Origin of the sequence: Bacillus sp. FSL W7-1360 (genome assembly GCF_038592975.1) — a bacterium.
Taxonomy (GTDB): Bacteria; Bacillota; Bacilli; order Bacillales; family Bacillaceae_D; genus Shouchella; species Shouchella lonarensis.
On sequence record NZ_CP151950.1, the window covers coordinates 1213248 to 1237414 of the forward strand.

Sequence of the window (24167 nt, forward strand, 5' to 3'; positions counted from 1 at the left end):
TCACCTCCCAATACTCCGTCTATTTGCAGTGCGTTGCTGTGCATCTGTAATATCGCTGACAAAAGAACGAAATTCTGTGCCACCAATTCTGATGTTGATATTGGCAGGCTGTCGGTCAATACTTACACGGCTATCTAAATCACTTCTGATTTGCATTAAATGATCTGTACTCAGTCCACGCAAAGCACTTGCTACATTCCATTTCAATTGGCGATCATCAATATTAGGTATGGCTGCACTTGCTAAATCTTGTGATACTCTATCAACATCCCTCGTCATTGATTGTAAACCCATTTGTAAACCTTGTCCGGTAAACTCACCGATTGCCATTGTCACACGAGACGGAGACCGAACTTGTAGAGCGCGACGCATCGTACTAGCGACATTGTTTGCGATTCGTCTAGCTGTGGAATACACGCTACTTGCCCGTGCATTTAGCCCGGATTGGAAACCGCTCATTGCATAGATACCAGCCGAACGCATCTGCCCCTGTACACTGCGCATAGCAGAAACCATCATTCTAAGGTATTTCCTTATCGCTGACAGTGATTTCATCATGCCAAATGTGATCGCCTGCGTCACTTTATTCATGCCTTGTTTTGAGGCAGCGCTTAACGCTGTCATTTGTTGTTTAAAGGAACTAACCATCGCTTTTAGAGATGTTTCTACCTTTTTACGTACTTTGTCCATCTCTTGTCCTGTACTTTTGCTTACATTGCCCATGCCGCTAGACATACTACTCGACATCGAATCAAAACTGCTTGACACTGAACGATCCATTGCACTTGCCTCACTAGATGCAGACGAAGACATCGCACTCATATCTCCCGTGATCGAGCCGCTCATCGCTTCAATGTCTTCCGTCGACATACTACTCATATCGCCAATGTCGCCTTCAATGCCGCTTGTCATTGCTTCTATATCTTCCATCGACATGCCAGTCATATTGTGAATATCCGAGGTTACACCAGATGCCATTGCGCTTGTGTCGCCTGTTACTGCGGCATTCATATTTGATGCGTCCATAGACGCGCCATTATTCATGTCTCCAAACATTCCGAGCACATCACCACTCATACCACCCATCATGTCGGTAGAGCCGCCAGACATCACGCTAAAGCTATCTAAAACACCGGTGCTCATATCGGATACATTGCTCTGCGCGTTTTCGCTCATCTCAGATGTTGTGGTTGCTGTATCTTCTCCTAACCCTGAGATGGACTCTGACGCCTTGTCTACGGCTTCCTCTGTGCCAAAACCAAGAAAATCTAGAAAGCCATTCCACAAGCCTTTCAATGTGTCTACGATCGGCGCTACAAGGTCGGTGAACCACTCAAATTGACTTAGTAACCATAAGAGACCAGCCACAACTGCACTTATTATTGCAATCTTAATAAGTAGAGGAGATGTAAGCAACGCAAAAGCCCCTGCTAAAATCTTTGCGCCAAAGTTGACAATCGCCATAACACCGCCCAGTAAGGAAAGAACAGCCATGATCGCTTTGAACGCCACGATCGCCGTCAAAACAACCGCAACCACTTGTATGATCCACGAGTGGTTTTGTATCAGCTGCGCAAGCAAACCGAAAAACGAGGCCGCTACATTGATGACGGTTGCGACGATAGGTATCATTGTTTGCACGACGGTCATTAGCGTTTGGATGAACACATCGAAGAATGGTTGTAACGCTAAGAACACTTCTGATATGATGATCTTGATGCTCTCCCAAATCTGCATGACGTTTTCCCTAAACTCTGCGTTCGTTTGCCACAGGTGCCAGATGATCGCTCCTAACGCTAAAATGGCTGCGGATATGATCAAAATAGGCACGTTTATCTTCGCGAAAGTGCCACCCATGATTTTTGCGTATATCGACGCTCCTTTGCTGGCAGTCGTCGTAAACGTCAACGCTTTCTTTAGCTTCAGAAACGCATTCCACAACGTTGAGATAATGGCAATGGTCGTCAAAAAAGCCGCAAACGTTGAAACGATCGTCAAGATGGTTGGAATCCATGGGTCAAGCGCTTCTTTCACCGCCATAATTTTCTCCACCAAAACAGGGATGCCTTCGGCTAAACTGTTCAAAAAGTTCAAGAACGTATCTTTCGCCATCATGATGATATTTTCGATGCTTTCAAACTGCGTATTGGCTAAAAAGCCGTCTATTGCCGTGATAATGTTCGTCACACCATTAACAATTGCCGTTTTCATATTCGCCCACGCGGTTTGAATCCCACCACTAGCCGTCCGTGCTCTTTCCGCAAATCCTCCGGTTCCATCGCTTAACTCGATTAACTTCTCGTTGAACTCACTAAAAGTAATGTCACCCGATTTCAACGCTTCGTATAGATCATTTTGTGCGGATTCCCCTGCAAAACCAAATGCTTTAGCAGTATCATTTAAAGCAACACCCATTGTTTCCTGCAACGTACGCCAAGACTCTAGATCAACTTCTCCCTTTGATAACATCTGAATGTATTGATCTAATCCGCGTTTTGCGTCCATTACATCTGAGCCAGAGGAAATGAACGCGTTGTTTAGCGCTAGTGTCGTTTCCACAGCCCCGTCCAGATCACCCGTCATTGTCGCAATACGTTGCGCTGTACTAGCCACATCATCGAGTCTTGTCGGCAACCCTTCCACGCCTTTTGTTAAGCGTTCAATCGCGCCGGAGGATTCCTCCGTGGAAAAGCCAATCATCTCCATCACTCTTGGGAAGTTGTTTAGCGTGTCATAACGAGAAACCGCCCCAGATACTGCATCTTTCATCATGCTAAACCCCTTGGCAACTGCCGCTGTAATCCCGACAGCTGCAAGGAGTTTTCCAATTGTAAAGTTTGCGCCATTGACGGACTTATCGAGCGCACCAACGTCTCTACCAGCGCTTGCGAAGGCTTTACCGAACCTGTCTGCGCCTGATGCCTTCAAAAATGCTTCTACGCTATAACTCTCTGCCATTCTCTCCCTCCTCTCTCGCGTTGGTGACAGCCGCGATTTTTGCCATTCGTGCCCATGTCGGATGCAGCTTTCCAGCATGTGGTGTGACTACTTCTTTTAAACGTTTCTCGTAGTCAAAGAAATCCTTAAACTTTTTAAATACGGGTACTACCTTTTTCCCGCTCTCTTTTGTGCTATTTGCCTGTACGTTCAGCCACGCTTGCAAGTGCATATCATACTCCTTATCCACACGTTGTAGCTGGTATGCTTTCATTCGCAATGTGTATTCTTGTAGCGACAATACTTCAATGTCTGAAAGACGTTCGAATGATAGATAACGAAAACAGTTCAGTATGATCTCTTTATACGTCTCGTCTGAGCTTTTCCTTGTAACTACGCTTGGGCGTTTTTCTTGAACTTCTCGATCGTCGCCTTCAACACTTTTGAGTTTCCCAACTCTTCCTCCAGTTGGTTGAACAAACTTCCGAGACCGTCGTTTTGGTCGGCGTATGCTTCGATGTACTCTTCGATTGCGTCTTCTGACGGCTTGCTCTTATAGTGAGACAACGCCGAGGAAATAATGTTTTTTAGTACAGACGTGTTCATTTGACTCAGATACATGCATGCCATATTGATGCCCATGCCGAACTCAATCCCGCCCTGTACTTTTTGCTTATACCTTTTATCCATCTCGTTGCCAAATTTGAGTCCGAACTCTAGCTGGTACTCTTTTTTCCCAATAGTGATCTTCATGTTTATTCTCCTCCCTCTTCAAGTGCGGTCACTCGCGCATCCATTGCGTTCCATTGTTCTTCTGTCGGAAAACCGTCTCTTCCATCTTTACCGTCCTGACCATTTCTACCAGGTGCACCATCTTGGCCGTCTGTACCATTTCTTCCGTCCTTGCCATCTTTACCATCTTTTCCTGGTGGGCCTTGTTCACCTGATCCACCTGCTGCACGGCGTACTAACTTAACAACTTCCCCAGACTTCGCACTTTCTGCAACATAACCAATCCCGCTATTTTCTGCCGATACTAATACACCGCCATTCCCAACTTGCACACTAGTTCCAGCCGTTAGGTCTTCTCCTGCTTCAATTTCCCAAATAGCTTCATTCTTAATAGTTACAATGACTTCTTGATTAGCTTCAAATGTTCGTTTTGAGTGAAAATCAGGTGTACTTCCCACAGTTGCAAGTGCCACCTCTACTTTTCCTTCTCCACCTGCAATTACCAGAAGTCGATTCGAGGGTACATCCTCTTTAATTAGCGCTCTAAATTGTGCCATTATCCCTCGATCCCTTCTAAATCATCATCAGATGAAATAGTATCACGGAATGCGTATTGCACCGCTTCTTCTTGTTCCTGCGTCAGTGTGGCATATCCTGCTTGCGGTTCTAATTCCACAATAAAATTCGACGATACGGTCGCTTCGTCTTCCGCGCTTGCGCTGGGTTCCCAGCTATCTAAATAGCCTTGCGCATATACAGCCGGATATTTCCCCTCTTCATTTTTTAAATCTTCATCGACTGACACTTCCCAGATTTCTAGTTTCTCGCCTTTGATCGCCGCATCACGTAACATCGCAAGTACCGGATCACCTTTACCCTGAATTGCTTCGATGCTCACTTCTGCTTCAAGTTCCCCGACTTTGACCACCGTACCATCTTTAGTAACAATACGATCAAGCGAACGAGAGTAAGAAAAAGTATGTTCCGTCTGGAATACAAGTTTTGCAGCTTCCTCGTCTTGTTTTTTCAGGTTCCGAAACATCAAGATTTTATTTTTACCTTGCATCATTTCCATGTTTATTTCCCTCCTAGTTAAATGTAAATTCTATTTCCAACACACCGTGGAGTAATGTTTCTGGCGTGCTGCTATCTAGCATTGCTTGCAGCTTTATTCCCTTGCATGATACATAGAATGTTTCCGTGTGCTTAATTCTTCGTAATTCTGCTTGAAGTGCATGCATCATGTCTGTTAACTCTCTGCGTTTGCGGTGCATATGATAGATGTGCATTGTTTGTTGCACGGTACCGTACACACTTGTTTTTGTCTGCCGATCCTGTGCAAACTGCTCACCGACAAAGACAAACGGGTATTCCACAGTTGTTGCTGGCAGGTGATCAAACGTGCGGTAACCTAGTTTCACAGCTACCGCAAACACTGCATCAAATATTTGTTGTTGTGGTGATTTCATTTGTTACCACCTACTTCATCAAGTTCTTCATGTCATTGATAAACTTGCCCTTTTGCGAATGAAATGCAGGTCGGACGTGTGGTTTACCTGATTGAAAACGTGTGCCGTACTCTTGGTAAGGCGCATATGGAGCAGTCGAGGACACTTTCCCACACATGCCGCTATCTGTGATGTCTTGTTTGACATCTCGCTTCAAATCACCATAGCGGTAGGGCGCTTCACGTTGCGTCTTTGCTTGCATCTCTGCGGTGTTACGGGCGATCACACGTCTGACATCGCTTAGGTCGTTTCCTTTTTTTAGACGTCCAATTAACTTATCTGCGCCACGAATTTCAATTCTAGCCATGCGCGCCACCTTCCAAATAGAAAACGCCTTTCCGGTAGTTGGATTGGCGTTTGATATGATACTTTTTGTTGTCGATCAATACATAGTCGCATGCTTTTGTGTACGGGCGCTGTAACCGCGCAACAATAATACGTTGATCAATATTGCCAAAAAGAGTGTTTGTTCTCTCTGTACTTAGAACCGACAAAAGGCACGGTTGTACATCTTTGTTCATCTCCACCAGCTCATGCTTCCCCGTGACTGGATTATAACGACTCTCTTCTTTAACAAAAGTTAATCGGTCGCGATAACTCATAAAAACATCACTTTCCCACGCCTAGGAGACCGTTGTTCATCGTTTTTGTAACGGGCGATAATATCCATATACGGGACAAATTCGTCTTTCAGGTCATAAAAAGTCACTTGATGCCCCTCTGTGGACTCCGATTTCATCCCTTCCGATCCGAGACGCTGGAAACGACGTACCGAAATTTCTACCACAATAAATGATAGTTCTTTCGGCACATCTTTTTCTAGCATCAATCGTAAATGGCTTGTAACGTTGTCGATAATGATGCTGATTACCTCGTCTTGCAAGTCGTCTTTGATGCCAAGTAGCGACTTTACAGACTTGATCATCCGTCTACCCCGTCTACAACTTTTCCATCCTCGCCAAGCACTGTCGCAATTAATACTTGATTAGCTGTCGGGAAGGATGGTAGTGCTTTTGCAACTGCTTTAGTCCATCTAGCCACGGGATCAGGTGTGGAATACACTTGTGCGATCACATGACCGTAGTTGGCAAACTGACTACCAGTAATGTTGCGCAATTCTACTTCTTCCGCGGTGACACCGTAAATCGTTTTTCCTAATTCACCATCGGGTAGCACGACAAGTCCATTTTCCGGAAAATAACGCTTTGTAATGTATCCCCCTGCATTGTTTTGTACACGATATACGCGGTCTTCTGTGGCGATCGTAGGCAATCCTTGTGCCTGTAAAAACGTGTTTAACTCCGCATTAGATAACAAACGTGCACTATTGGCACCGTAAACACCCGACCGTACAGAGTCGTGACGCTTGAGGGCATTTAATACCTTACGCGATGTTAAAATACGCGTCGGCGTTGTACCCGTCTGCATGACTACTGTATTTACAAAGTCCTCAATGTCCTCTAGCGGTTTCGCCATTGGATCAGTCCAAACTTTTTCACCATCCAACGTCACTTTTTGTTCTTCTGGAACATGGTAATCCACAGTTGTTGCAAACCCGTTTTCATTGACTTGAAGTTTACCTGTCGAGAGTGCTTCAAATCGCATCACTTCCACTCTTGTGCGTACTGAATTCACCATATTATCGACATCGTTATAAATCTGATTTAAAACCGTCTGAATTTCTGGTTCACGATTGGCTTTAGACAAAGCTGTAATTAACTTTTCATTCATTTTAATTTTACGCTTGATCAATGCCATATCTTGCTTCACTGTCGCAAATCCTTCACGCGATGCCACTTGTGATTCTGTGTCATGCGCGTGGATAGACGCACTAATCGGCGCTGCATTTGCCCCTAAAATGTACTCTACTTCAAAGTCCTCTGTTTTTTCGGCAGGAAACAACGTGTCACCTACTGTCAACTCATGCGTGCGTTGCTGTACATATGATTGTAAATCTACATTTGATAAAATATCTTCTATACGTGCCATGCTTACATACCTCCCTTGTTGTATGACTCAAACTTAATCTGTTTCATTGCTTCTTTTGCTTCGGGTGTTACTTGCTGTGGTAAACGTTCTTCATATACATAACCTTCTACCATTACTGAAACTGGCTGATTTCCACTTGTTACGTCAACACTGTGGTATACAATGCCTTCCGCGGATGCATCATTGGCTGGATACACCGTACCTGATTTTACGATATAATGTCCGTCTTCCTGTACTGCCATTTCTTTTGTTGCTGTACGAGTACGATTAATATGATGATGACTCGATACAAACGATGGGTCTGATTCAACCATTTTTTTGTTTACATACATAATATCTCTCCTCACTCTGCCCACGGATTCGGGGCTTGATTTTGTTGTTTTTCTGCTTTGTTGCGTAGCTCTGCAAAGTTATGCTTGCTTTGCTGTTGTTGTCCAACTGATGCAGAAGGTGTGTCTTGTCGTAATTTTGCTTTTACACGTTCATTCACTGCATCATCAAAATGCTGTTTAATGTCAACAATGCTTTCTTTGATCTTCTCGTTATCACCAATAGACAACAATGCTGGTGCAAACACGGATGGTAATTGATGCTCTTTTAAATCAGCTTCAATTTGCGTTAGTAGTTGTTGCTCGTTTAGCTGACGTTCTTTTGCTTCCAACTCTTCCAAACGCTTTTTATAGTCGGCTTCCTGCTTCTCACGCTCCGTCAACTTCGCATATTCCTCAGCATCTTTCCGAGCTTCTTTCACTTTTTCTTCCATTTGCTTCTGCCATTCTTTTTTCTTCTTTTCTAGCGCTTTTTCTAGCTTACGATCAGATTCAGCTTCAATTTTCTTCTGTAATTCTTCGTTCACTTGTTCTTCTTCACTTTTATCAACAGTTTCATTTTCGTTTACAACTTGCGATTCATTCATTGTGTATCCTCCACTTCCCATGCACACATTTCCGTACCTGCTATATCAACACAAAAAAGCCCCAGACACGCAATATTTGCCCATCCACGACCATCTTTAATGCTTCTATATCAATTACGTTCATGCCCACACACGATTTTCTCAAGCAGTTTTACGTCATTGCTTAGGACATATAAGCCGCTGTGGAACAACGACAGTTCGGATGCATAGGCGGTGCATTGTCCCCTGTCTGCATACTCGCCACCTTATAAACTTGATCATCCATTGCCTTGCATACATCGCACGAATCATGTTCGGCAATGAACACGTACTCCGCATATCCAGATTGTTCAAAGCTCAAACGTTGCACATCCGTCTGCACTCGCGCCTTTTCCGTTCTCATCAACCTCGTAGCCTGTTTCATGGACACACCAAACTCGTCTCTGACTTCACGAGCCAGCACACTAGAGTGTATGCCTTGAGTTATTGCGCGGCGTAATAAGCCATCTAACTTCAACCGCAATGCGTCTTGATTAGTCCACAGTCTGTCTGACCATGTCGCCGACAAAAACGATGCATTGACAACCATAGCCGCGTTTCTCTCCGTTCGCAATGTCTCTACTGTTTTTCCGAGCATGCCGCTTTGCCTTTCGAATTCTGCTAGTACATCACTTTTCAATTCAGCCAACATATACCGTTCCATGTCATTTGCAGCTGCGACAAGATCAAGCCAGATATGCGCTTTTAATAACTCTAAGCGATTTGTCTTCATTGTGAGGTTATAAAGCCGCATTTCTTGATTAGCCTGTGGAGTAAAGTTCTTTTCTCTCACGTAACGACGTGCTTTCTCGCTATAAATGTCCATGTCCAACCTAGATATACGCTTTCGCACTTCTGCTATGCTGGTGCCTTCTTTTTCGGCGTAACGTGCTAAAAAAGTGTTAATTTGTTGCTGTATTTCTCTCATCGCCTGTCGCTGTATCTGTTGTAATCGGCGTTCAACTTGCGCGTCATTTAAAATGTGCTGCTGGATATGCCTTTGTTCTCGCTCTCTCCAGTAACTCATCCGTGTTCACGCTCAAAATCATAGTCCACACTTGGTGCTTCATTTTTGATTTTTTCTAGCTCTTCCGCTGGATTCGCCACAAATGACAACAGCGACAACAACGTTTCATCAGACAACTTTCCACCTAGCTTAGCAAACCACTCTAATTCTTTATCAACTGACTTAGGCAAATTCTCGGTAAACGAAATCACAATGTCATTCACATCAAAATCACCTTCGCTTGCTGTCACCATCATGTTTCTTATTAAGCGATAGCGATCTCTTAGCGACTTTTTAAATAAACGCTCTTTGATTGCTCTTTTTTGCGATAATCCAAACAGCTTCATCTTCAATGCCTCACCCGTTTGATTACCAGAAAATTTGTTGTCCAACAGGTTAGGTATGCTAGCGAAAAGCAAAATGTCATTGAATAATCGCGTTTTATACGATTCCGTCCCCTGTACATCATACTGCTTGTAAATGTAGTCTGCATCTGCTCGACTTGCATTACCTTCCACACTCGGTTCTGTGCGGAGAAATAGGATGTTATTTTCTTTCATCTTTTTTGCGTCTTCTACGTCTAAATCAAGGTTCCCAGTAATTTTCAACATTGCATCATTAAAATCTGTCATGTAATTTGCCGTGTCGGCTTGTGCTTCGTCATATAAATCAATCAAACTCAATACATCCTCAAAGTCACCCTGCCTGAACTTGTTGTTTTGATATTCCACAATTGGAACTGATCCAAAATGGTGATCGTCTATAGAAATCTCATGAAACTCATCAAAGATGCTCTCGGTTCGGTATGTGTACACTTGTCGGTCCGTATACAGCTGCACTGTGACCGTACCATCATTAAATGCATTAGACGTATACCGCACTGCCGCGATTGAATGCATTTCTACCGTATCATCATAGATCACAAACGTCTCACGCACATCCGACACCGTGAATCGTGTTTTGTCATTGCGGTCTCGATAGAGTAGCTCATACGCTCGACCGTATATTGAGCAATCCAACACTAAATTGCTATTATGTTCATCGGCATCATTTTGACGGTTAATATCCCGAATGATTTCATTCACGCTGTCATCTGGATAACTCGTTTTAAGAGGTACCCCGATCATATAACCCTGGATAAAAGAGGTAATATACTTGGCAAAGTTATGCGTTGCCCGATGATCAGCAAGATGAGACTCACGTCTTCTGTTGGCTCGTAATATCGTTTGATTATCCCCGCGGTAATAGTCTTCGAGCTCCCACAATCGCGGCACCTGTACTTTTTTATGCGTTTGAATCATTCGTGCCAGCGCTTCTCTATCTTCCACTAATAGCTCCGAACTGGGATAACGAAAATGTTCATTCGCTTGCCTCGGAAACCGTCTTTTTCCTGACTGCATTCATTTTCCCTCCTTCACAAACCAAGTGATTGTAAGGCTTTGTATTGCTCGTCTCTATTGCTTCCTTTGCCTAGGTGGTATCGCTCCATGCTATAGCGCAAAGCGTCGATAATGTGGTTATTCGCATCTATTGGCTCGTTCAACCACTTACCTTGCCTGTCCTGCTTAAATGTATAAGTATTAAATTCTTCAATCGTATGAACACATGTGGGATGTATATAAATTTTAAATCCTTGTAAAAAGCTGATCCCTTGCCGTACACTGCCTGCACCCTTTGTGGACTTGTGTAGTCGGCGCACGCCTTTCATAGTTAATTCCTTGATCAATCGAGGTTCAGCGCTATCACCAGTTATAGATGCTTTCAGTAATTGCTTTTCCTCCAACATCCGGTAAATATCATCTGTGGTCATAGCTTTTTCGTAGTGCTCATCATGAATCCATATTTCCCGTTGTTTTAAGTCCACAGTTGCAGTGACAAGCGTCGTAGAGTCGTTAGTGAATCCATAATCCATACCGTGCGTTGTTTCCTGTATTTGTTTAATTTTTTCAATCGGATCAAACTCGACCACCTGAAAGTTTTCAAATACGAGACCTTCCGCAATTCCCCAGTCACCATCGCAAACTATTCGAGCACGTGTGGGATTGGTCTTATACAAACCTAGATAGCGGTTCCTATCTTGATCATCCAACCATTCGTTTACTCTAAACGTTGTTGTTAGTGCAAATGTGTCCTGTTCTCGTGTGTCCACGTCAAAAAACACTCGCTTTAGCCAGTGTTGATCGCTCCATGGATTAAATGTGATTGTGACTTGTTTAAAAAAATTAGGATCATCGTGAGAACCACGAATGGACTCAACCACCGTGCGAAATTTTTGTTCTGACTCCAGTTCATAAGCCTCTTCAAACCACGCCCAGGTGATAAGCCCCGAGTCCACAGTGATGGAGGTAATTTTCAACGGATCGTCTAAGCCACGAAATAATATTTTTTGCCCTGTAGGTAGATATGTTAGTTCAGGTAAACTCTCGTTCGTTTTCCAAAGATGAGCCACCTGTTGCTTATGGATCGCCCATTTCAAATCGGTATAACACGATTGACGCAACGTGCTGGAGTATCTCCGCACCACGAGTGTATTTGCCCATGGATAACGCATCATACGGTAAATGATGTTAAGCGCTGTTGTTTTAGATTTTTTCGAGCCACGAGAACCTTTGACAACTCTGTAAAAACTACGATCATGCCAAAACTGGTTGTACCCCTTGCCAATTAACTTAGCTATACTAATCCTCTGTTGGGACATCGTCATAAATCTCCGGCACTATTAGGTTAATGTCTTGCTTATCCGTCCACATTCCGTATCGTTTACCGAGTTGTTCCGCGGCTTTCACTTTCTCATTCAAAGCAGGTGGTACTTGTTTCACTTCTTGTTCGCCCATTCCCTTACCGACTAATGCCGTTCCACTCGCTTCTCCACGCATAACGGCGGTTAAAAACTGAAGTATCTCGTCTTGCTCCGCTATTTCCTTCTTTTTCAGTTCTCCAAAACGTTTGTCTAGATAAGCCTTAACAGCAGGTTTTTTCAAGGTTGAGCTTCCTGCCGCATATGCTGTTTTAGCGCTGTATCCAGCGTTGACAGCCGCTTTAGTAACCTCGCCCAAACGTATATACTCATCGGCAAATCTTCTCTGTTTCTCTGTTAGTTTTAATTTCATTTCATTCTAACCCCCTCCTCGGTCTCCATGTTGAAACACATAAAAACAGATCCACACCGTAGTGTAGACCTGTTTTTATGTGTTTCTCGCTACTATAAATATTTTTTAAAAAGAAGCATATACTCACCAAAAACTTTTATATTTGCATCCATGTTCCGTTTAATTTCTTCGGATGGAGTATACTTACCTATTCCGTACGATACTACTCCACTATCATGCTTCGATATTCTATCTGATATATCACCGGGTCTAGAATTGTGAATAATATCGTTCCTATATTCCCTTAGCTGGCGATAGTCATTATTTTTCCAATAACGCTGTAACAGTACCAAAAAGTCAGGGCCACTTTTCTTCAACTCCTTAGACACTTTCCGTTTAAAATCGAGCCCAGTTTCCACGTAAAAACCATATCGTAAATTTATCACATGGTATAAAAAGTCTATTATCCCTTGAAACTTTGCGTAAAAACTTTCCGCGTAAAAGAAAAACCAGAATTGATTCGCATAATGCACGTTTTCGGTAAAGTTGGGAAAGAGTGTACTCCTTCCGTCGCTTCCAGATGGTGAATTCCAAGGTTCATCGGGTATCCCTTTATCATAGGCGAATAAAGCCAACTTGTAAGCCATTCTAGTATGAAAAACTCTGCTATTAAATTCTCCGTACACATGGATCAGCTCTGTACGACCGAAGAAATAATCAACTGGACTATCCTCATTTCTATTTCCAACACGTTCCAAAAATATATTCTTCCAATCAATGCTCAATTCTTTCCCTAACTCACTGAATTCATCATCTGTCGGATACCTTAACCTCTCTAACAAGTCAACTTTTCTGCTCATAAAAAGCACCTCCGATTATTGATATTATAGCAAGCATATAACATCATGTATATCGTCAACATCAGAGCCGCAGTTCAACCGTGGTGTATTCCCTGTTCTTATGTGTCACACACTTATTATAAAAAAATCCCTACCCTTTTGAAAATCCATTCGCTACAGTTCAGTCTTTTGTCTGAACTACGCCAAAAAGCACCTGCTATACCACGGATGCGGCATAACAGATGCTGTAACGTATTCGATCCTAGAGATCGCTATATTAATATTATAGCATGCAAATTACATACATTTATGTTTTAATTATACATTTTTTATACATAAATCATACACGGTCTGTACAAAACATTTGCCTTTTCCAAAATGAATATGATAATATCCAATTATAACGGTGCACTAAAAATGGGGGGTAAAAGATGTGAGCAATGCAAGTAAACGCTTAATTGATGAATTGCAAATCACACGGGTTATTAATTACCTAAGACGATCACGCCAAGACATCGAACATGAAAAGAAAACAGGAGAAGACACTCTGCACGAACAAAAGACGCTAATGGATCGTGTTTTAACCGCATACGAAGTCTTATATGATCAACGCTCAGAGATTGGTTCCGGTGATAAAATCTCATCTCGCCCGATTTTCCAGTCAGTCATAAAGGACTTAAAAGCAAAAAAATATGATGCCATAGCTGTTAAAGAAATCAGCCGTATGGGTCGTGGTTCTTACACAGATATGGGGGTTATATACGACTTAATTGTCGGCAAAAACATCTTTATCATTACCCCTTACAAAGTTTATGACCCTAGAAATCCATCTGACTTACGTCAAATACGTTTCGAACTTTTTATGTCAAGAGAAGAATTTGAAACAACACGCGAACGATTATCAGGTGGACGATATAATGCAGCGTTAGAAGGAAAATGGGTATCTGGACCTGCACCCTTTGGCTTTGGATACGACCCAAAAACAAAAAAACTTGTTATAAAAGAAAATGAAGCAGAAATCATAAGAACGATTTTTGATCTATACGCCTATGGTATTATAGATCGTGGAAAAAAACGGCTAGTTGGTTTACATGCACTGGCTACATACTTGAACAGAATGGGCATCAAATCAAAAAAGGGTTCAAACTTCGTTTATACAACCCTAAAAGAACTATTATCGAGCGAGAGGTATATTGGAAGGCTCAAGTATCAGACCACAAGAACCACAAATACAGGAAAAAAAGAACCCCGGGAAGAAAATGAACATGTATACGTTGATAACGCTTGTCCAGCTATTATCGACAACGAGACTTGGTATATTGTACAACAACGGCTAAACGATGCTAATAAACTAAATCCGGTAAGGCTCGATTTTGGAGCACGTGAATTAGCTGGAGTATGCAAATGTGCAAAGTGTAATCGCGCTTTAATAAGACGTTCTCCTACCCAGCAGTATAGAAAAAAAGACGGGACCATCTCTCTTTACAAACAAGAATTTCTGACATGCACAACCGTTGGATGTACTTACGTAAAGTACCGACAAGTTGAAGATGAACTAAAAAATACACTGCTTGTTTTGATAAATTTGGATGACCAAACATTGCATAAGACAATCAAGAATATCATCGGTCAACAAAAAGGAACTGTGGATACAGAAAGCACAAAGAAGCAAATTAAAAGTGCGAAAGAAGAATTAAAGCGACGCATGAGTTTTGTTTATGAGAAATTCGAAAAAGGTATATATTCAGATGAAGTATTTTTAGAGCGCAAAAGTGAAATTGACAAGAAAATGAATGAACTAAACAAAATTCATATCATTGACGATAAACCGAAGGCGGATGTCTTGGATACTAAAGTTGTAAAAAAGAACATCAAATCACTGTTAGATGCGTATGAAGCAACTCAAAACCCTGAGCACAAAAATGAAATTCTACACTCAATATTTGAACGAGTTACAGTTGAAGTCACGGAAAAAGGGCGCGGCAGAACACCCTCGAAGATCTCTGTAACCCCTTATCTAAAGCGAAATATTGTATCTGAAAAATTTTAGTGCCATCAAGTAATAACTGATGAATCGGTCATCGCGTTCGCGAATTTTGAAATCGAATTTCCCGTCATTGGCGCAATGATCATAAGATCGAGCGGTGTTTTTGGTCCAAACGGTTCTGCTTTTACCATTGAATTCACAAAAGGTTCACTTGTAATCTTCTGCAGGCGAGCAAGCCAATCGGCACTATCGCCAAATTTTGTATCTGTGTTGGCAACGGTATACGTTAAAAATGGTGTCACTTTCGCACCCATCTTTACAAGTTTTTCAATTTGCGGATACACCGCCTCGTACGTACAATGTGAACCCGTTAAACCGAACCCGATATGTTTCCCTGACAACATCGCTATCCCCCCTTCACCCATTCGCTTGTTCAAGCAATAAATCTGCAATGACATTCGCTAAAATTTTTCCCGCTGTCTTTGGCGCCACCATCCCTGGTAACCCTGGTGCAAGCATGGCCTTTAAACCGCGCTTTTCGGCATAAGAAAAGTCAACGCCTCCTGGTCTTGATGCCAAATCAAGCACAAAAGCATGTTGCGGCATTTCTGCCAACACCCGTGCTGTCACAACTTTTGCCGGAATCGTATTAATGACGATATCAATATCACAAAGCGCCTCTTTCACTTGTTGCATCGGGAATGTTTCTAGCCCCATCTCTGTTGCCCGCGCCAAATGGGCGCCGTCTCTCGCACCTACTTTTACATGGGCACCTAGCGCATGAAATGTACGCGCTACCGTCATACCCACCCTACCAAAACCTAATACCGCAACATTTGCATGATGTATCGTATAGTCAGTATGTTGGATCGACAACATGACTGCGCCCTCTGCGGTTGGAATCGAATTATAAATTGCCACATCATCACGATTCATAAGCACAACGACTTTGCATGATGTATCGTTTGCCAATTTATCCAATCGTTTCGATGTAATACCTGTGTAAATCGGGCATTGATCAGACGTTTCATTTAATTGTCTCGCCCCAAGTTTTAATGGTTTATCTGAAAAAATGCTGCTAATCGTCCCGTCACTAGCCATCCCACCTACAGGTAATAGCACCGCATCGACAGTACCCCAATCAATTTCTGTCATTGTCTGCTTACTTGCACCAATGAATCCGTCGTCTAACTGTTCAAACCCAACGAGCGAGATTTTTGCATCGAGCGCTGATAAATTGCGGATGATTTCTAACTGCCGTGCGTCACCACCAACCATGACCACATGCATGCCGGTTAACATGGCACACCTCCTGCCTTTCTTTAAAACATTTCTTCCACATTATCTTATGCAATGTATGGGCATATGTGCAAATGGACCCGGCGAAAAAGGAAAGGTTGCCCTTCAACGACAAGATGGGCACAATGGCTCACCAAAAGAAAAAAAGCACATACAAATAGAGTAGCCGTCACTTATTCAGTCATCTAATTTATTTTAATGGAGGGAAAGAAAATGAGCCAACCAAACATGCCCAATTTCACGCCCGATATTACCCTCGATCGCGACGATGTCGTCAATTTACTGCTCGCATCAATCGCGATGGAGGAAATGGGCTTGGCGCATATTATTAATGCGGAAGGAGAGAAAATTCAGTACGCCTTAGGGACATTGAATGGCCTCACTGGTCCACCTGCCACATTACAAGAAATATTATCTGTCAACGAAAGTGCTGCCGACATGCTTGACACGATTTTCAAGAAAGAAATTATTCTTGAGTCAAAAATGAAAGCAGCTGCGAACATTCCAACAATGATTGGGCCCACTGGGGCGACCGGGGCGACGGGACCCGCAGGAGATGTTGTCGCTGTCAACAACATCCTTCCCGATGCCGGTGGCAATGTCATCCTCACCATTGGCGATATTCCCGGCGGCATTGAAAACATTAACGGCATCACTGCTGCACCAGATGGTAGTTTGACGTTAAATGCGGAAGATGTCGGTGCTTTCCCTTATGAAGAAGTGCCATCCGGTAGTGACCTAGATTCGTTTATTACCGAGGGTGTGTACAGTTCTGAAGGGAATGCTGGCGGACCTGTGAACGGTCCACTTGGGTTTACAAGCCCGATATGGACATTGTATGTCTCTGTCATTACGCCGGGACCGACAACATCCATTTTACAATTGCTTATTGGCAACCCAACGATTTATGTACGAAGTGCAACCGATGATACAGGAACAACTTGGAACCCTTGGGAAGCGCTCGGTACACAAGGACCGACCGGACCGACCGGGGCTGGGGTCACCGGCGCTACAGGGGCCACGGGCGCTACGGGCGCCACTGGACCGACTGGCGCCACTGGACCGACTGGCGCTACGGGCGCCACTGGACCAACTGGTGCTACGGGCGCTACGGGCGCGACCGGGGCGACTGGCGCCACTGGACCGACCGGCGCTACGGGCGCCACTGGACCAACTGGTGCTACGGGCGCTACGGGCGCCACTGGACCGACTGGCGCCACTGGACCGACCGGACCGACTGGGGCGACTGGACCGACTGGCGCCACTGGCGCTACGGGCACCACGGGCACAACTGGACCGACCGGTGTGACCGGCGCCACTGGACCGACTGGCGCCACTGGACCGACCGGTGTCACTGGCGTTACTGGACCGACCGGCGCCACTGGACCGACCGGCGCCACTGGACCGACCGGCGCCACTGGACCGACTGGGGCGACTGGACCGACTGGACCGACCGGCGCTACGGGGGCGACTGGACCGACTGGACCGACCGGCATCACTGGCGTTACCGGCGCTACGGGCGCGACTGGACCGACTGGACCGACTGGTGTCACTGGACCGACCGGGGTCACTGGACCGACCGGCGCCACTGGACCGACCGGCGCCACTGGACCGACCGGGGTCACTGGACCGACCGGGGTCACTGGGGCAACTGGCGCGACCGGGGCGACTGGACCGACTGGTGTTACCGGACCGACCGGGGCGACCGGACCGACTGGACCTCCGGGACCAACAGGAGATGGTTTTACAACACCATTTGTTTATGTACAAAATGGCGACACGAATAACGTTTCCGTTATTAACGGTCGAACGAATACCGTCATCGCGACAATTACTGTAGGAACCTCGCCTTGGGGTGGAATGGTCAATCCGTCTAATAATCGGGTGTATGTCTCAAATTCAGGTAGTGCAAATGCTTCCGTTATTGATGCAACAACGAATACAGTCATCGCAACACTAACAGCCGGAACTACTCCTAGGGGAGGCGCTGTCAATCCAAATAATAACTATGTTTATATTTCAAATTTTGGAAGTGGTAATATCTCTGTCTACGATGGCGACAATAACTTCGTTACAACCATTGCCACCGGTATTAGCCAACCATTAGAAGGAAATGTGAATGTTTTACAAAACGTTGTCTACTTTTCTAACTTGGGTACTAACTCAATTGCTGTTATTGACAGCGATGAAACGAGTGGCACCTTTAACACAGTGATTCAAAACATTTCCGTTGGTACTGGCGATCATCAAATTGCTGTCAACCCAGCATCTAGCCGCGCTTACGTTGCCAACAACGGTGGTACTTCAGTTTCTGTCATTGATACGACAAGCAATACAGTTATTCACACGATTACTAACGTGCAAGGTCCAATAGGCTGCGATATTAACACGCTTACCAATCGTCTTTATGTAAAACGCAACGCAGCAGCTCCAAATGGTTGGGTTTATGTCATTGATGCCGATGACAACACAATCATTACAACCATTGGTGGTTTTGGCACCAACGGTCGTGAACTTGCCGTCAACTCTTTACCGGTGCCAAACATTTTAAACAATTTCTCTGCGTCTGTCGTTTATGTAACAAACGGAAATGCCAATCCAGATGTCATAGCATTAGTGGATCAAGTTTCAAATAACGTCTTTGCAACAATCACAGTTGGTGGAAACCCACGTTGGGTACAAATTCTTGATATGTAAGTGTGAGTACAGTTAATCCGCATCGTGTGCGATGATGCGGACTAACTCTTTTTTATCATATCCTGCTCCCCAACTACGTATACAACCGCTCGATCATTACTAGAGGGAAAATGAAAGATACCGCTTAATGTCATTAAGACTTTTCTAATCTAGAATAAAAACATTAAGAAGACATTTTTATTTGGGCACAACCACTCACCAAAAAAATAAGAAAAACATACATTAATATTATTCATCGCTTGTCTTTAAATGTTGTTGTATGATAAGTGATTCAATAAAAAAGCGAGGTGAAAGACATGTCTCAACCAAACATGCCCAATTTCACGCCCAATATTACCCTCGATCGCGACGATGTCGTCAATTTACTGCTCGCATCGATCGCGATGGAGGAAATGGGCTTGGCGCACATCATTAATGCGGAAGGAGAGAAAATTCAGTACGCCTTGGGAACATTGAATGGCCTTACTGGTCCACCAGCGACACTACAAGAAATTCTAGCGATCAACGAAAGTGCTGCAGACATGCTTGACACGATTTTCAAGAAAGAAATTGTTCTTGAATCGAAAATGAAAGCAGCGACAAACATACCGACCATCGTCGGACCAACTGGGGCGACCGGCGCTATTGGTCCTGCAGGGAGTGTCATTAGCGTCAATAATATCCTCTCTGATGGCGCAGGCAATGTCACCCTTACAATTGGCGATATTCCAGGAGGCATTGAAAATATTAACGGGATTACTGCCGCGCCAGATGGTAGTTTGACGTTAAATGCTGAGGATGTCGGCGCTTTTCCGTATGAAGAAGTGCCTTCAGGGAGTGATTTAGATTCGTTTATTACGGAAGGTGTGTACAGTTCTGAAGGGAATGCAGGCGGACCTGTGAACGGTCCACTTGGGTTTACAAGTCCAATATGGACATTGTATGTTTCTATCATTACCCCGGGACCGACAACATCCATTTTACAATTGCTCATTGGCAACCCGACAATTTATGTAAGAAGCGCGACGGATGACACAGGCACGACTTGGAATCCTTGGGAAGAGCTCGGTACACAAGGACCGACCGGACCGACGGGGGCTGGGGTTGCAGGAGCCACGGGTGCCACTGGCACGACTGGCGCAACCGGGGCGACTGGCGCCACTGGGGTGACTGGCGTGACTGGCGTTACCGGACCGACTGGACCAACAGGACCGACTGGACCGACTGGCACGACTGGGGTCACGGGCGTCACTGGGATCACAGGCATTACCGGGGCGACTGGCGCAACTGGCGTGACTGGGGCAACGGGCACCACCGGGGCGACTGGCGTGACTGGGATTACTGGGATTACTGGGGCGACTGGGGCGACTGGCGCCACCGGCGTCACTGGCGCCTCGGGTGCCACTGGCGTGATTGGCGTTACCGGACCGACTGGGGCGACTGGAGCGACTGGCACCACCGGCGTTACCGGACCGACTGGCGTGACTGGACCGACTGGCGTGACTGGTATCACAGGCGTCACCGGAGCGACTGGACCGACCGGTGTGACTGGACCAACTGGCGTGACTGGTGTGACTGGAGCGACCGGCGTTACCGGCGCCACTGGTATAACTGGACCAACCGGCGTTACCGGACCTACGGGTGTTACCGGACCGACCGGCGCCACGGGAACGACCGGCGCCACGGGAACGACCGGCGTTACCGGACCGACCGGGGCGACCGGTGTCACTGGGGCAACCGGTGTTACGGGAGCGACCGGCGTTACGGGCGTCACTGGTGCGACTGGACCGACCGGACCGACTGGACCGACTGGACCAACCGGATTTCGTGGACCAACAGGAGATGCGATCACAACCCCATTTGTGTATACACAAAACTTTAACTCAGCTAACGTTTCTGTCATTAATGGTCGAACACTTACAGTCGTCGCTACAATCCCTGTAGGGACCTCTCCTTGGGGAGGAGCTATTAACCCTTCTAACAACCGCGTATATGTAGCGAATTCTGGCAGTGCGAATGCGTCCGTTATTGATGCCATCACGAATACAGTGATTGCAACGCTGACAGTAGGCAGTACACCTCGTGGCGGTGCCGTTAATCCTAATAACAATTATGTTTATATTTCTAACTATGGTACCAACTTAGCCACTAGCAGTATCTCTGTTTTTGATGGAGACCACAACCACGTTGTCACACTTGTTCCTGCTGACGGTGTGAACAGACCATTAGAAGGGAACGTAAATGTGCTCCAAAACGTGATCTATTTTTCTAACTGGGGAAACAATACAATCGCTGTCATTGATAGTGACGAAAATAGCCCTAACTTTAACACGATCCTTCAAACCATTCCCGTTGGTGGTGGAGATCACCAAGTTGCTGTCAATCCTGCATCTAGTCGTATATATATCGCAAATAATACTGGTAACTCAGTTTCCGTTATTGACACAACAAGCAATACAGTCATTACAACGATTACTGGCATCACAAGCCCTATAGGCTGCGATATCAATACACTCACAAATCGACTTTATGTAAAAAGTAATTCAGCAGCTCCAAATAGTTGGGTTTATGTCATCGATGCCAATGACAACACAATCGCTGCAACCATTGGTGGTTTTGGTTCCGCTGGTCGTGAACTTGCTGTCAATTCTTTGCCAGTGCCAAATATTTTAAACAATTTCTCCGCATCTGTTCTTTATGTAATAAATGGCGATGCTTCACCCGATTCAGTGGCGCTAGTCGACCAAGTTACTAATAACATCTTCGCAACGATTACTGTTGGAAATAGCCCTCGCTGGGTACAAATTCTTGATTTAAACAGGTAGCTGCAAGCCATAAGAATTGGCACACATCGCCATGATGTGTGCCAATTCTTTCTATCTGTACTCAGCCCTCTTGTTTCTAACCTCGGTCTCACGTATACAACGTCTCTGGCACATCCTCACTTGCAGAAATTAAAGATACCGCTGGTTTCTCTATAAAAATCGCCTCTGCAAGTGCATTTACTTCTTCAAGGGTTACTGCTTGAATATCTGCAAGTAATTCATCTAGTGAGCGACTCCTTTGACGCAGCAGTTCATTTTTTCCATTCCGGTTCATTCGGCTGTTCATACTCTCTAGTCCAAGCATGATACTACCTTTTAATTGTTCTTTCCCGTTGTCTAGTTCATTTTTTGTAATGCCATCGCGCTGTATATGTTTGATCACTTGATTCATTTCTTCTGCTAATTGTTGCAATTGCTGATGCTGCGTTGCTGCATAAATATTTAACAGACCCGTTTCTTCATATGCGGCATGATAGGAAAAGACGGAATAACATAGTCCCTGCTCTTCACGAATTGCTTGGAATAAGCGACTACTCATGCTTCCACCTAGCGCATTGTTTAACAATACAAGTGCAAACGTGTGGTCTGCACCAATTGGTAATCCAGGGTAGGCGAGACAAAGATGAGCCTGCTCTGTTTCCTTTTGCCGATATTTCATTGTTGGCGTGAATAATGCTTCGGGCACGTGAAAAGACCCTTGTCCACGTGGTACTTGTGAAAAAATCTCTTCCATTTCCGCGAGCAATGACTCGTCAAATCTCCCTGCAACAGAAACAACGACACGATCACCTGTGTAAAAACGTGCCATATAATTATGCAAATCTTCAGCGCACAAATCCGCAAGTACTTCCTTTTGTCCCAAAATAGGATACGCGAGTGTACTTCTGCCAAAACTCGCTTCACTGAGTAAATCATGCACTTGATCATCTGGTGTGTCTTCAACCATTTTAATTTCTTCAAATACAACTTGCTTTTCTTTTTCTATTTCTCTCTCTTCAAATGTAGAGTGAAAAAACATGTCTTGGAGAACGTCAAGTGCAATTCGCGCATGTTCATCTAGTACTTTCGCATGGTAACAAGTATACTCTTTTGCTGTAAATGCATTTACTTGACCGCCGATGCGATCAAACGCTTCGGCAATCTGTTGTGCTGTACGATGCTTTGTTCCTTTAAATAACATGTGTTCGATAAAGTGTGAAATGCCATTTTGTGTACGCGCTTCGTTTCTTGAACCTGTTTTCACCCATATACCGATCGAGACTGAGCGTACCGTCGTGTTCATTTCAGACATCATTCGAACACCATTTCGTAACGTTACCTTCTTAATCACGGTTTGTACCCCCATTGTTGTCCGTCGTCACTTTATGTGCAATTCTTTTTTCATCCATCAATTCCGTAACCGTCCCAATTAGTAAATTCTTTTTTTGAATGCCTTCGATGATACGCGCCAACCCTGTCGAAGTCGCTTCCGTTGGATGCATGAGTAACATCGACCCCGCCTCGATCTGGTTCACAACACGCTCGACCATCACATTCGGATCTGGCTTCTTCCAATCAATTGTGTCGACGGACCACATAATGGTATGCATATTATGTGCTGCCACACGTTCAATGACGCGTTCATTAAATTCTCCACTCGGTGGTGCAAACCATTTCGGCGTGACATTCAGTACCGACTGAAGCACTTCTGTCGTTTTTTCCAGCTCTTCATCAATTTTGGCTGCTGAGAGCCGATTCATGTGTGGATGAGAATACGCATGACTACCAATTTCATGACCTTCTTCTTGAATCATTTGTGCCAAATGGGGCGTTTTTTTCACCCAAGAACCATCTAAAAAAAATGTTGCCTTTGTATCATATTTTTGAAGTGTCTTTAACATATCGGGAATATACTCATCCCCCCATGACACATTAATCAATAGACTAACCATTGGTTTCTCTTGCACACCACGGTACGTCGGCGCTGGTGGTAAATCGTGTAAATGTACCGCTGGAAAGGTCTCCTTAAACACAAGCTGTGACTGACTGAAATGACCAAGCTCCTTCATCTTATCATATGATTGATTGACGTCAACCTCCAACCCATTGTAACCAGGCAACGCCTTCCACACTTTGTCGACGCGTGCATCTTGAGGTGGAATATTTACTTTTTTCGCATGTTCCTCAATTTGTAACCGTAACTCATCCTTCATTGTGCGAGTAGAAAGCGTTTCAATATACTGCATAGAAAGAGGATTCGCAACCGCTCCGTATGCCAACACGACAACCAGTGCACAAAGCCCAATGTGTATCCACGCTTTTTTCATCTTCTTCCCTCCACTATCTAATGCTTATCGCATTGTATGC

At 44.6% G+C, this 24167-nt stretch carries 23 protein-coding genes and 1 pseudogene; 3 read left to right on the forward strand and 21 right to left on the reverse strand.

The features are described 5' to 3' along the window. From NSQ26_RS06050 to NSQ26_RS06130, 17 genes are all read right to left on the reverse strand, one after another. Entirely contained in the window at positions 1-2958 is a 2958-nt protein-coding gene (locus tag NSQ26_RS06050) for a tape measure protein (protein WP_499719728.1), read from the reverse strand. Further along, complete coding sequence (locus NSQ26_RS06055; protein ID WP_499719729.1) at positions 2942-3169, reverse strand: hypothetical protein; 228 nt, start codon at positions 3167-3169, stop codon at positions 2942-2944. The genes NSQ26_RS06050 and NSQ26_RS06055 overlap by 17 nt, the downstream gene beginning before the upstream one ends. Positions 3170-3330: 161 nt before the next feature. Further along, entirely contained in the window at positions 3331-3690 is a 360-nt protein-coding gene (locus NSQ26_RS06060; protein WP_499719730.1) for a tail assembly chaperone, read from the reverse strand. Positions 3691-3692: 2 nt separating this feature from the next. Beyond that, positions 3693-4226, reverse strand: coding sequence for a head fiber protein (locus NSQ26_RS06065; RefSeq protein ID WP_499719732.1), 534 nt, complete (start codon positions 4224-4226; stop codon positions 3693-3695). Further along, entirely contained in the window at positions 4226-4744 is a 519-nt protein-coding gene (locus tag NSQ26_RS06070) for a phage major tail protein, TP901-1 family (RefSeq protein ID WP_499719734.1), read from the reverse strand. The genes NSQ26_RS06065 and NSQ26_RS06070 overlap by 1 nt, the downstream gene beginning before the upstream one ends. A 13-nt stretch (positions 4745-4757) precedes the next feature. After that, positions 4758-5138 carry a hypothetical protein gene (locus NSQ26_RS06075; RefSeq protein ID WP_499719735.1) on the reverse strand — a complete coding sequence of 127 codons (381 nt, stop codon included), beginning with the start codon at positions 5136-5138 and terminating at the stop codon, positions 4758-4760. A 10-nt stretch (positions 5139-5148) separates the two neighbouring features. Further along, the gene (locus tag NSQ26_RS06080; RefSeq protein ID WP_499719737.1) at positions 5149-5484 is read right to left on the reverse strand and encodes an HK97-gp10 family putative phage morphogenesis protein; all 336 of its coding nucleotides are present in this window, start codon (positions 5482-5484) and stop codon (positions 5149-5151) included. Further along, entirely contained in the window at positions 5477-5779 is a 303-nt protein-coding gene (locus NSQ26_RS06085; RefSeq protein WP_499719739.1) for a hypothetical protein, read from the reverse strand. Before NSQ26_RS06085 ends, NSQ26_RS06080 begins: the two co-directional genes overlap by 8 nt. Beyond that, positions 5776-6102 (reverse strand): phage head-tail connector protein, encoded by a 327-nt coding sequence (locus NSQ26_RS06090; protein WP_499719741.1) that lies wholly within the window; start codon positions 6100-6102, stop codon positions 5776-5778. The genes NSQ26_RS06085 and NSQ26_RS06090 overlap by 4 nt, the downstream gene beginning before the upstream one ends. Next, positions 6099-7166 carry a major capsid protein gene (locus tag NSQ26_RS06095; protein ID WP_499719742.1) on the reverse strand — a complete coding sequence of 356 codons (1068 nt, stop codon included), beginning with the start codon at positions 7164-7166 and terminating at the stop codon, positions 6099-6101. The genes NSQ26_RS06090 and NSQ26_RS06095 overlap by 4 nt, the downstream gene beginning before the upstream one ends. A 2-nt stretch (positions 7167-7168) precedes the next feature. Then, positions 7169-7498 (reverse strand): hypothetical protein, encoded by a 330-nt coding sequence (locus NSQ26_RS06100; RefSeq protein WP_499719744.1) that lies wholly within the window; start codon positions 7496-7498, stop codon positions 7169-7171. A gap of 11 nt (positions 7499-7509) precedes the next feature. Continuing rightward, positions 7510-8082, reverse strand: coding sequence for a capsid assembly scaffolding protein Gp46 family protein (locus NSQ26_RS06105; protein WP_499719746.1), 573 nt, complete (start codon positions 8080-8082; stop codon positions 7510-7512). A 163-nt stretch (positions 8083-8245) separates the two neighbouring features. Further along, positions 8246-9127, reverse strand: coding sequence for a minor capsid protein (locus tag NSQ26_RS06110; RefSeq protein WP_499719748.1), 882 nt, complete (start codon positions 9125-9127; stop codon positions 8246-8248). Continuing rightward, positions 9124-10506 (reverse strand): phage portal protein, encoded by a 1383-nt coding sequence (locus NSQ26_RS06115; RefSeq protein WP_499719749.1) that lies wholly within the window; start codon positions 10504-10506, stop codon positions 9124-9126. Before NSQ26_RS06115 ends, NSQ26_RS06110 begins: the two co-directional genes overlap by 4 nt. A 14-nt stretch (positions 10507-10520) precedes the next feature. Then, positions 10521-11804 carry a PBSX family phage terminase large subunit gene (locus NSQ26_RS06120; RefSeq protein ID WP_499719750.1) on the reverse strand — a complete coding sequence of 428 codons (1284 nt, stop codon included), beginning with the start codon at positions 11802-11804 and terminating at the stop codon, positions 10521-10523. Then, positions 11785-12216 carry a terminase small subunit gene (locus tag NSQ26_RS06125; RefSeq protein WP_499719752.1) on the reverse strand — a complete coding sequence of 144 codons (432 nt, stop codon included), beginning with the start codon at positions 12214-12216 and terminating at the stop codon, positions 11785-11787. The genes NSQ26_RS06120 and NSQ26_RS06125 overlap by 20 nt, the downstream gene beginning before the upstream one ends. 92 nt (positions 12217-12308) lie before the next feature. Then, positions 12309-13055 (reverse strand): Cthe_2314 family HEPN domain-containing protein, encoded by a 747-nt coding sequence (locus NSQ26_RS06130; protein ID WP_499719754.1) that lies wholly within the window; start codon positions 13053-13055, stop codon positions 12309-12311. Positions 13056-13467: 412 nt separating this feature from the next. On the opposite strand from NSQ26_RS06130, the gene NSQ26_RS06135 reads away from it, so the two are divergent. After that, positions 13468-15084 carry a recombinase family protein gene (locus NSQ26_RS06135; RefSeq protein ID WP_499719756.1) on the forward strand — a complete coding sequence of 539 codons (1617 nt, stop codon included), beginning with the start codon at positions 13468-13470 and terminating at the stop codon, positions 15082-15084. Between the two features lie 11 nt (positions 15085-15095). Here the strand turns inward: NSQ26_RS06135 and NSQ26_RS06140 are convergent. Both NSQ26_RS06140 and dpaA read right to left on the reverse strand, forming a co-directional pair. Next, positions 15096-15425: pseudogene (locus NSQ26_RS06140) on the reverse strand (dipicolinate synthase subunit B); the annotation flags it as partial. Positions 15426-15438: 13 nt separating this feature from the next. Then, a complete protein-coding gene (gene dpaA / locus NSQ26_RS06145) occupies positions 15439-16323 on the reverse strand; it encodes a dipicolinic acid synthetase subunit A (protein ID WP_499719758.1) in 885 nt (294 codons plus the stop codon). Between the two features lie 210 nt (positions 16324-16533). On the opposite strand from dpaA, the gene NSQ26_RS06150 reads away from it, so the two are divergent. Together NSQ26_RS06150 and NSQ26_RS06155 are read left to right on the forward strand one after the other, a co-directional pair. Further along, positions 16534-19017 carry a YncE family protein gene (locus NSQ26_RS06150; protein ID WP_499719759.1) on the forward strand — a complete coding sequence of 828 codons (2484 nt, stop codon included), beginning with the start codon at positions 16534-16536 and terminating at the stop codon, positions 19015-19017. Between the two features lie 296 nt (positions 19018-19313). Then, positions 19314-21821, forward strand: a complete 2508-nt coding sequence (locus NSQ26_RS06155) for an alpha-helical endospore appendage domain-containing protein (protein WP_499719761.1) — start codon at positions 19314-19316, stop codon at positions 21819-21821. Positions 21822-21909: 88 nt separating this feature from the next. Here the strand turns inward: NSQ26_RS06155 and NSQ26_RS06160 are convergent, their stop codons facing one another. After that, a complete protein-coding gene (locus NSQ26_RS06160; RefSeq protein ID WP_499719762.1) occupies positions 21910-23151 on the reverse strand; it encodes a M16 family metallopeptidase in 1242 nt (413 codons plus the stop codon). Next, on the reverse strand, positions 23144-24127 hold the full coding sequence (locus NSQ26_RS06165) for a polysaccharide deacetylase family protein (protein ID WP_499719763.1): 984 nt from the start codon (positions 24125-24127) through the stop codon (positions 23144-23146). Before NSQ26_RS06165 ends, NSQ26_RS06160 begins: the two co-directional genes overlap by 8 nt. Positions 24128-24167 lie beyond the last annotated feature (40 nt).

What these genes read in the sequence shown, in the direction of transcription:
- NSQ26_RS06050 (WP_499719728.1), bottom strand. Translation starts at nt 2,958, where the DNA reads ATGGCAGAGAGTTATAGCGTAGAAGCATTTTTGAAGGCATCAGGCGCA.
- NSQ26_RS06055 (WP_499719729.1), bottom strand. Translation starts at nt 3,169, where the DNA reads ATGCACTTGCAAGCGTGGCTGAACGTACAGGCAAATAGCACAAAAGAG.
- NSQ26_RS06060 (WP_499719730.1), bottom strand. Translation starts at nt 3,690, where the DNA reads ATGAAGATCACTATTGGGAAAAAAGAGTACCAGCTAGAGTTCGGACTC.
- NSQ26_RS06065 (WP_499719732.1), bottom strand. Translation starts at nt 4,226, where the DNA reads ATGGCACAATTTAGAGCGCTAATTAAAGAGGATGTACCCTCGAATCGA.
- NSQ26_RS06070 (WP_499719734.1), bottom strand. Translation starts at nt 4,744, where the DNA reads ATGGAAATGATGCAAGGTAAAAATAAAATCTTGATGTTTCGGAACCTG.
- NSQ26_RS06075 (WP_499719735.1), bottom strand. Translation starts at nt 5,138, where the DNA reads ATGAAATCACCACAACAACAAATATTTGATGCAGTGTTTGCGGTAGCT.
- NSQ26_RS06080 (WP_499719737.1), bottom strand. Translation starts at nt 5,484, where the DNA reads ATGGCTAGAATTGAAATTCGTGGCGCAGATAAGTTAATTGGACGTCTA.
- NSQ26_RS06085 (WP_499719739.1), bottom strand. Translation starts at nt 5,779, where the DNA reads ATGAGTTATCGCGACCGATTAACTTTTGTTAAAGAAGAGAGTCGTTAT.
- NSQ26_RS06090 (WP_499719741.1), bottom strand. Translation starts at nt 6,102, where the DNA reads ATGATCAAGTCTGTAAAGTCGCTACTTGGCATCAAAGACGACTTGCAA.
- NSQ26_RS06095 (WP_499719742.1), bottom strand. Translation starts at nt 7,166, where the DNA reads ATGGCACGTATAGAAGATATTTTATCAAATGTAGATTTACAATCATAT.
- NSQ26_RS06100 (WP_499719744.1), bottom strand. Translation starts at nt 7,498, where the DNA reads ATGTATGTAAACAAAAAAATGGTTGAATCAGACCCATCGTTTGTATCG.
- NSQ26_RS06105 (WP_499719746.1), bottom strand. Translation starts at nt 8,082, where the DNA reads ATGAATGAATCGCAAGTTGTAAACGAAAATGAAACTGTTGATAAAAGT.
- NSQ26_RS06110 (WP_499719748.1), bottom strand. Translation starts at nt 9,127, where the DNA reads ATGAGTTACTGGAGAGAGCGAGAACAAAGGCATATCCAGCAGCACATT.
- NSQ26_RS06115 (WP_499719749.1), bottom strand. Translation starts at nt 10,506, where the DNA reads ATGCAGTCAGGAAAAAGACGGTTTCCGAGGCAAGCGAATGAACATTTT.
- NSQ26_RS06120 (WP_499719750.1), bottom strand. Translation starts at nt 11,804, where the DNA reads ATGTCCCAACAGAGGATTAGTATAGCTAAGTTAATTGGCAAGGGGTAC.
- NSQ26_RS06125 (WP_499719752.1), bottom strand. Translation starts at nt 12,216, where the DNA reads ATGAAATTAAAACTAACAGAGAAACAGAGAAGATTTGCCGATGAGTAT.
- NSQ26_RS06130 (WP_499719754.1), bottom strand. Translation starts at nt 13,055, where the DNA reads ATGAGCAGAAAAGTTGACTTGTTAGAGAGGTTAAGGTATCCGACAGAT.
- dpaA (WP_499719758.1), bottom strand. Translation starts at nt 16,323, where the DNA reads ATGTTAACCGGCATGCATGTGGTCATGGTTGGTGGTGACGCACGGCAG.
- NSQ26_RS06150 (WP_499719759.1), top strand. Translation starts at nt 16,534, where the DNA reads ATGAGCCAACCAAACATGCCCAATTTCACGCCCGATATTACCCTCGAT.
- NSQ26_RS06155 (WP_499719761.1), top strand. Translation starts at nt 19,314, where the DNA reads ATGTCTCAACCAAACATGCCCAATTTCACGCCCAATATTACCCTCGAT.
- NSQ26_RS06165 (WP_499719763.1), bottom strand. Translation starts at nt 24,127, where the DNA reads ATGAAAAAAGCGTGGATACACATTGGGCTTTGTGCACTGGTTGTCGTG.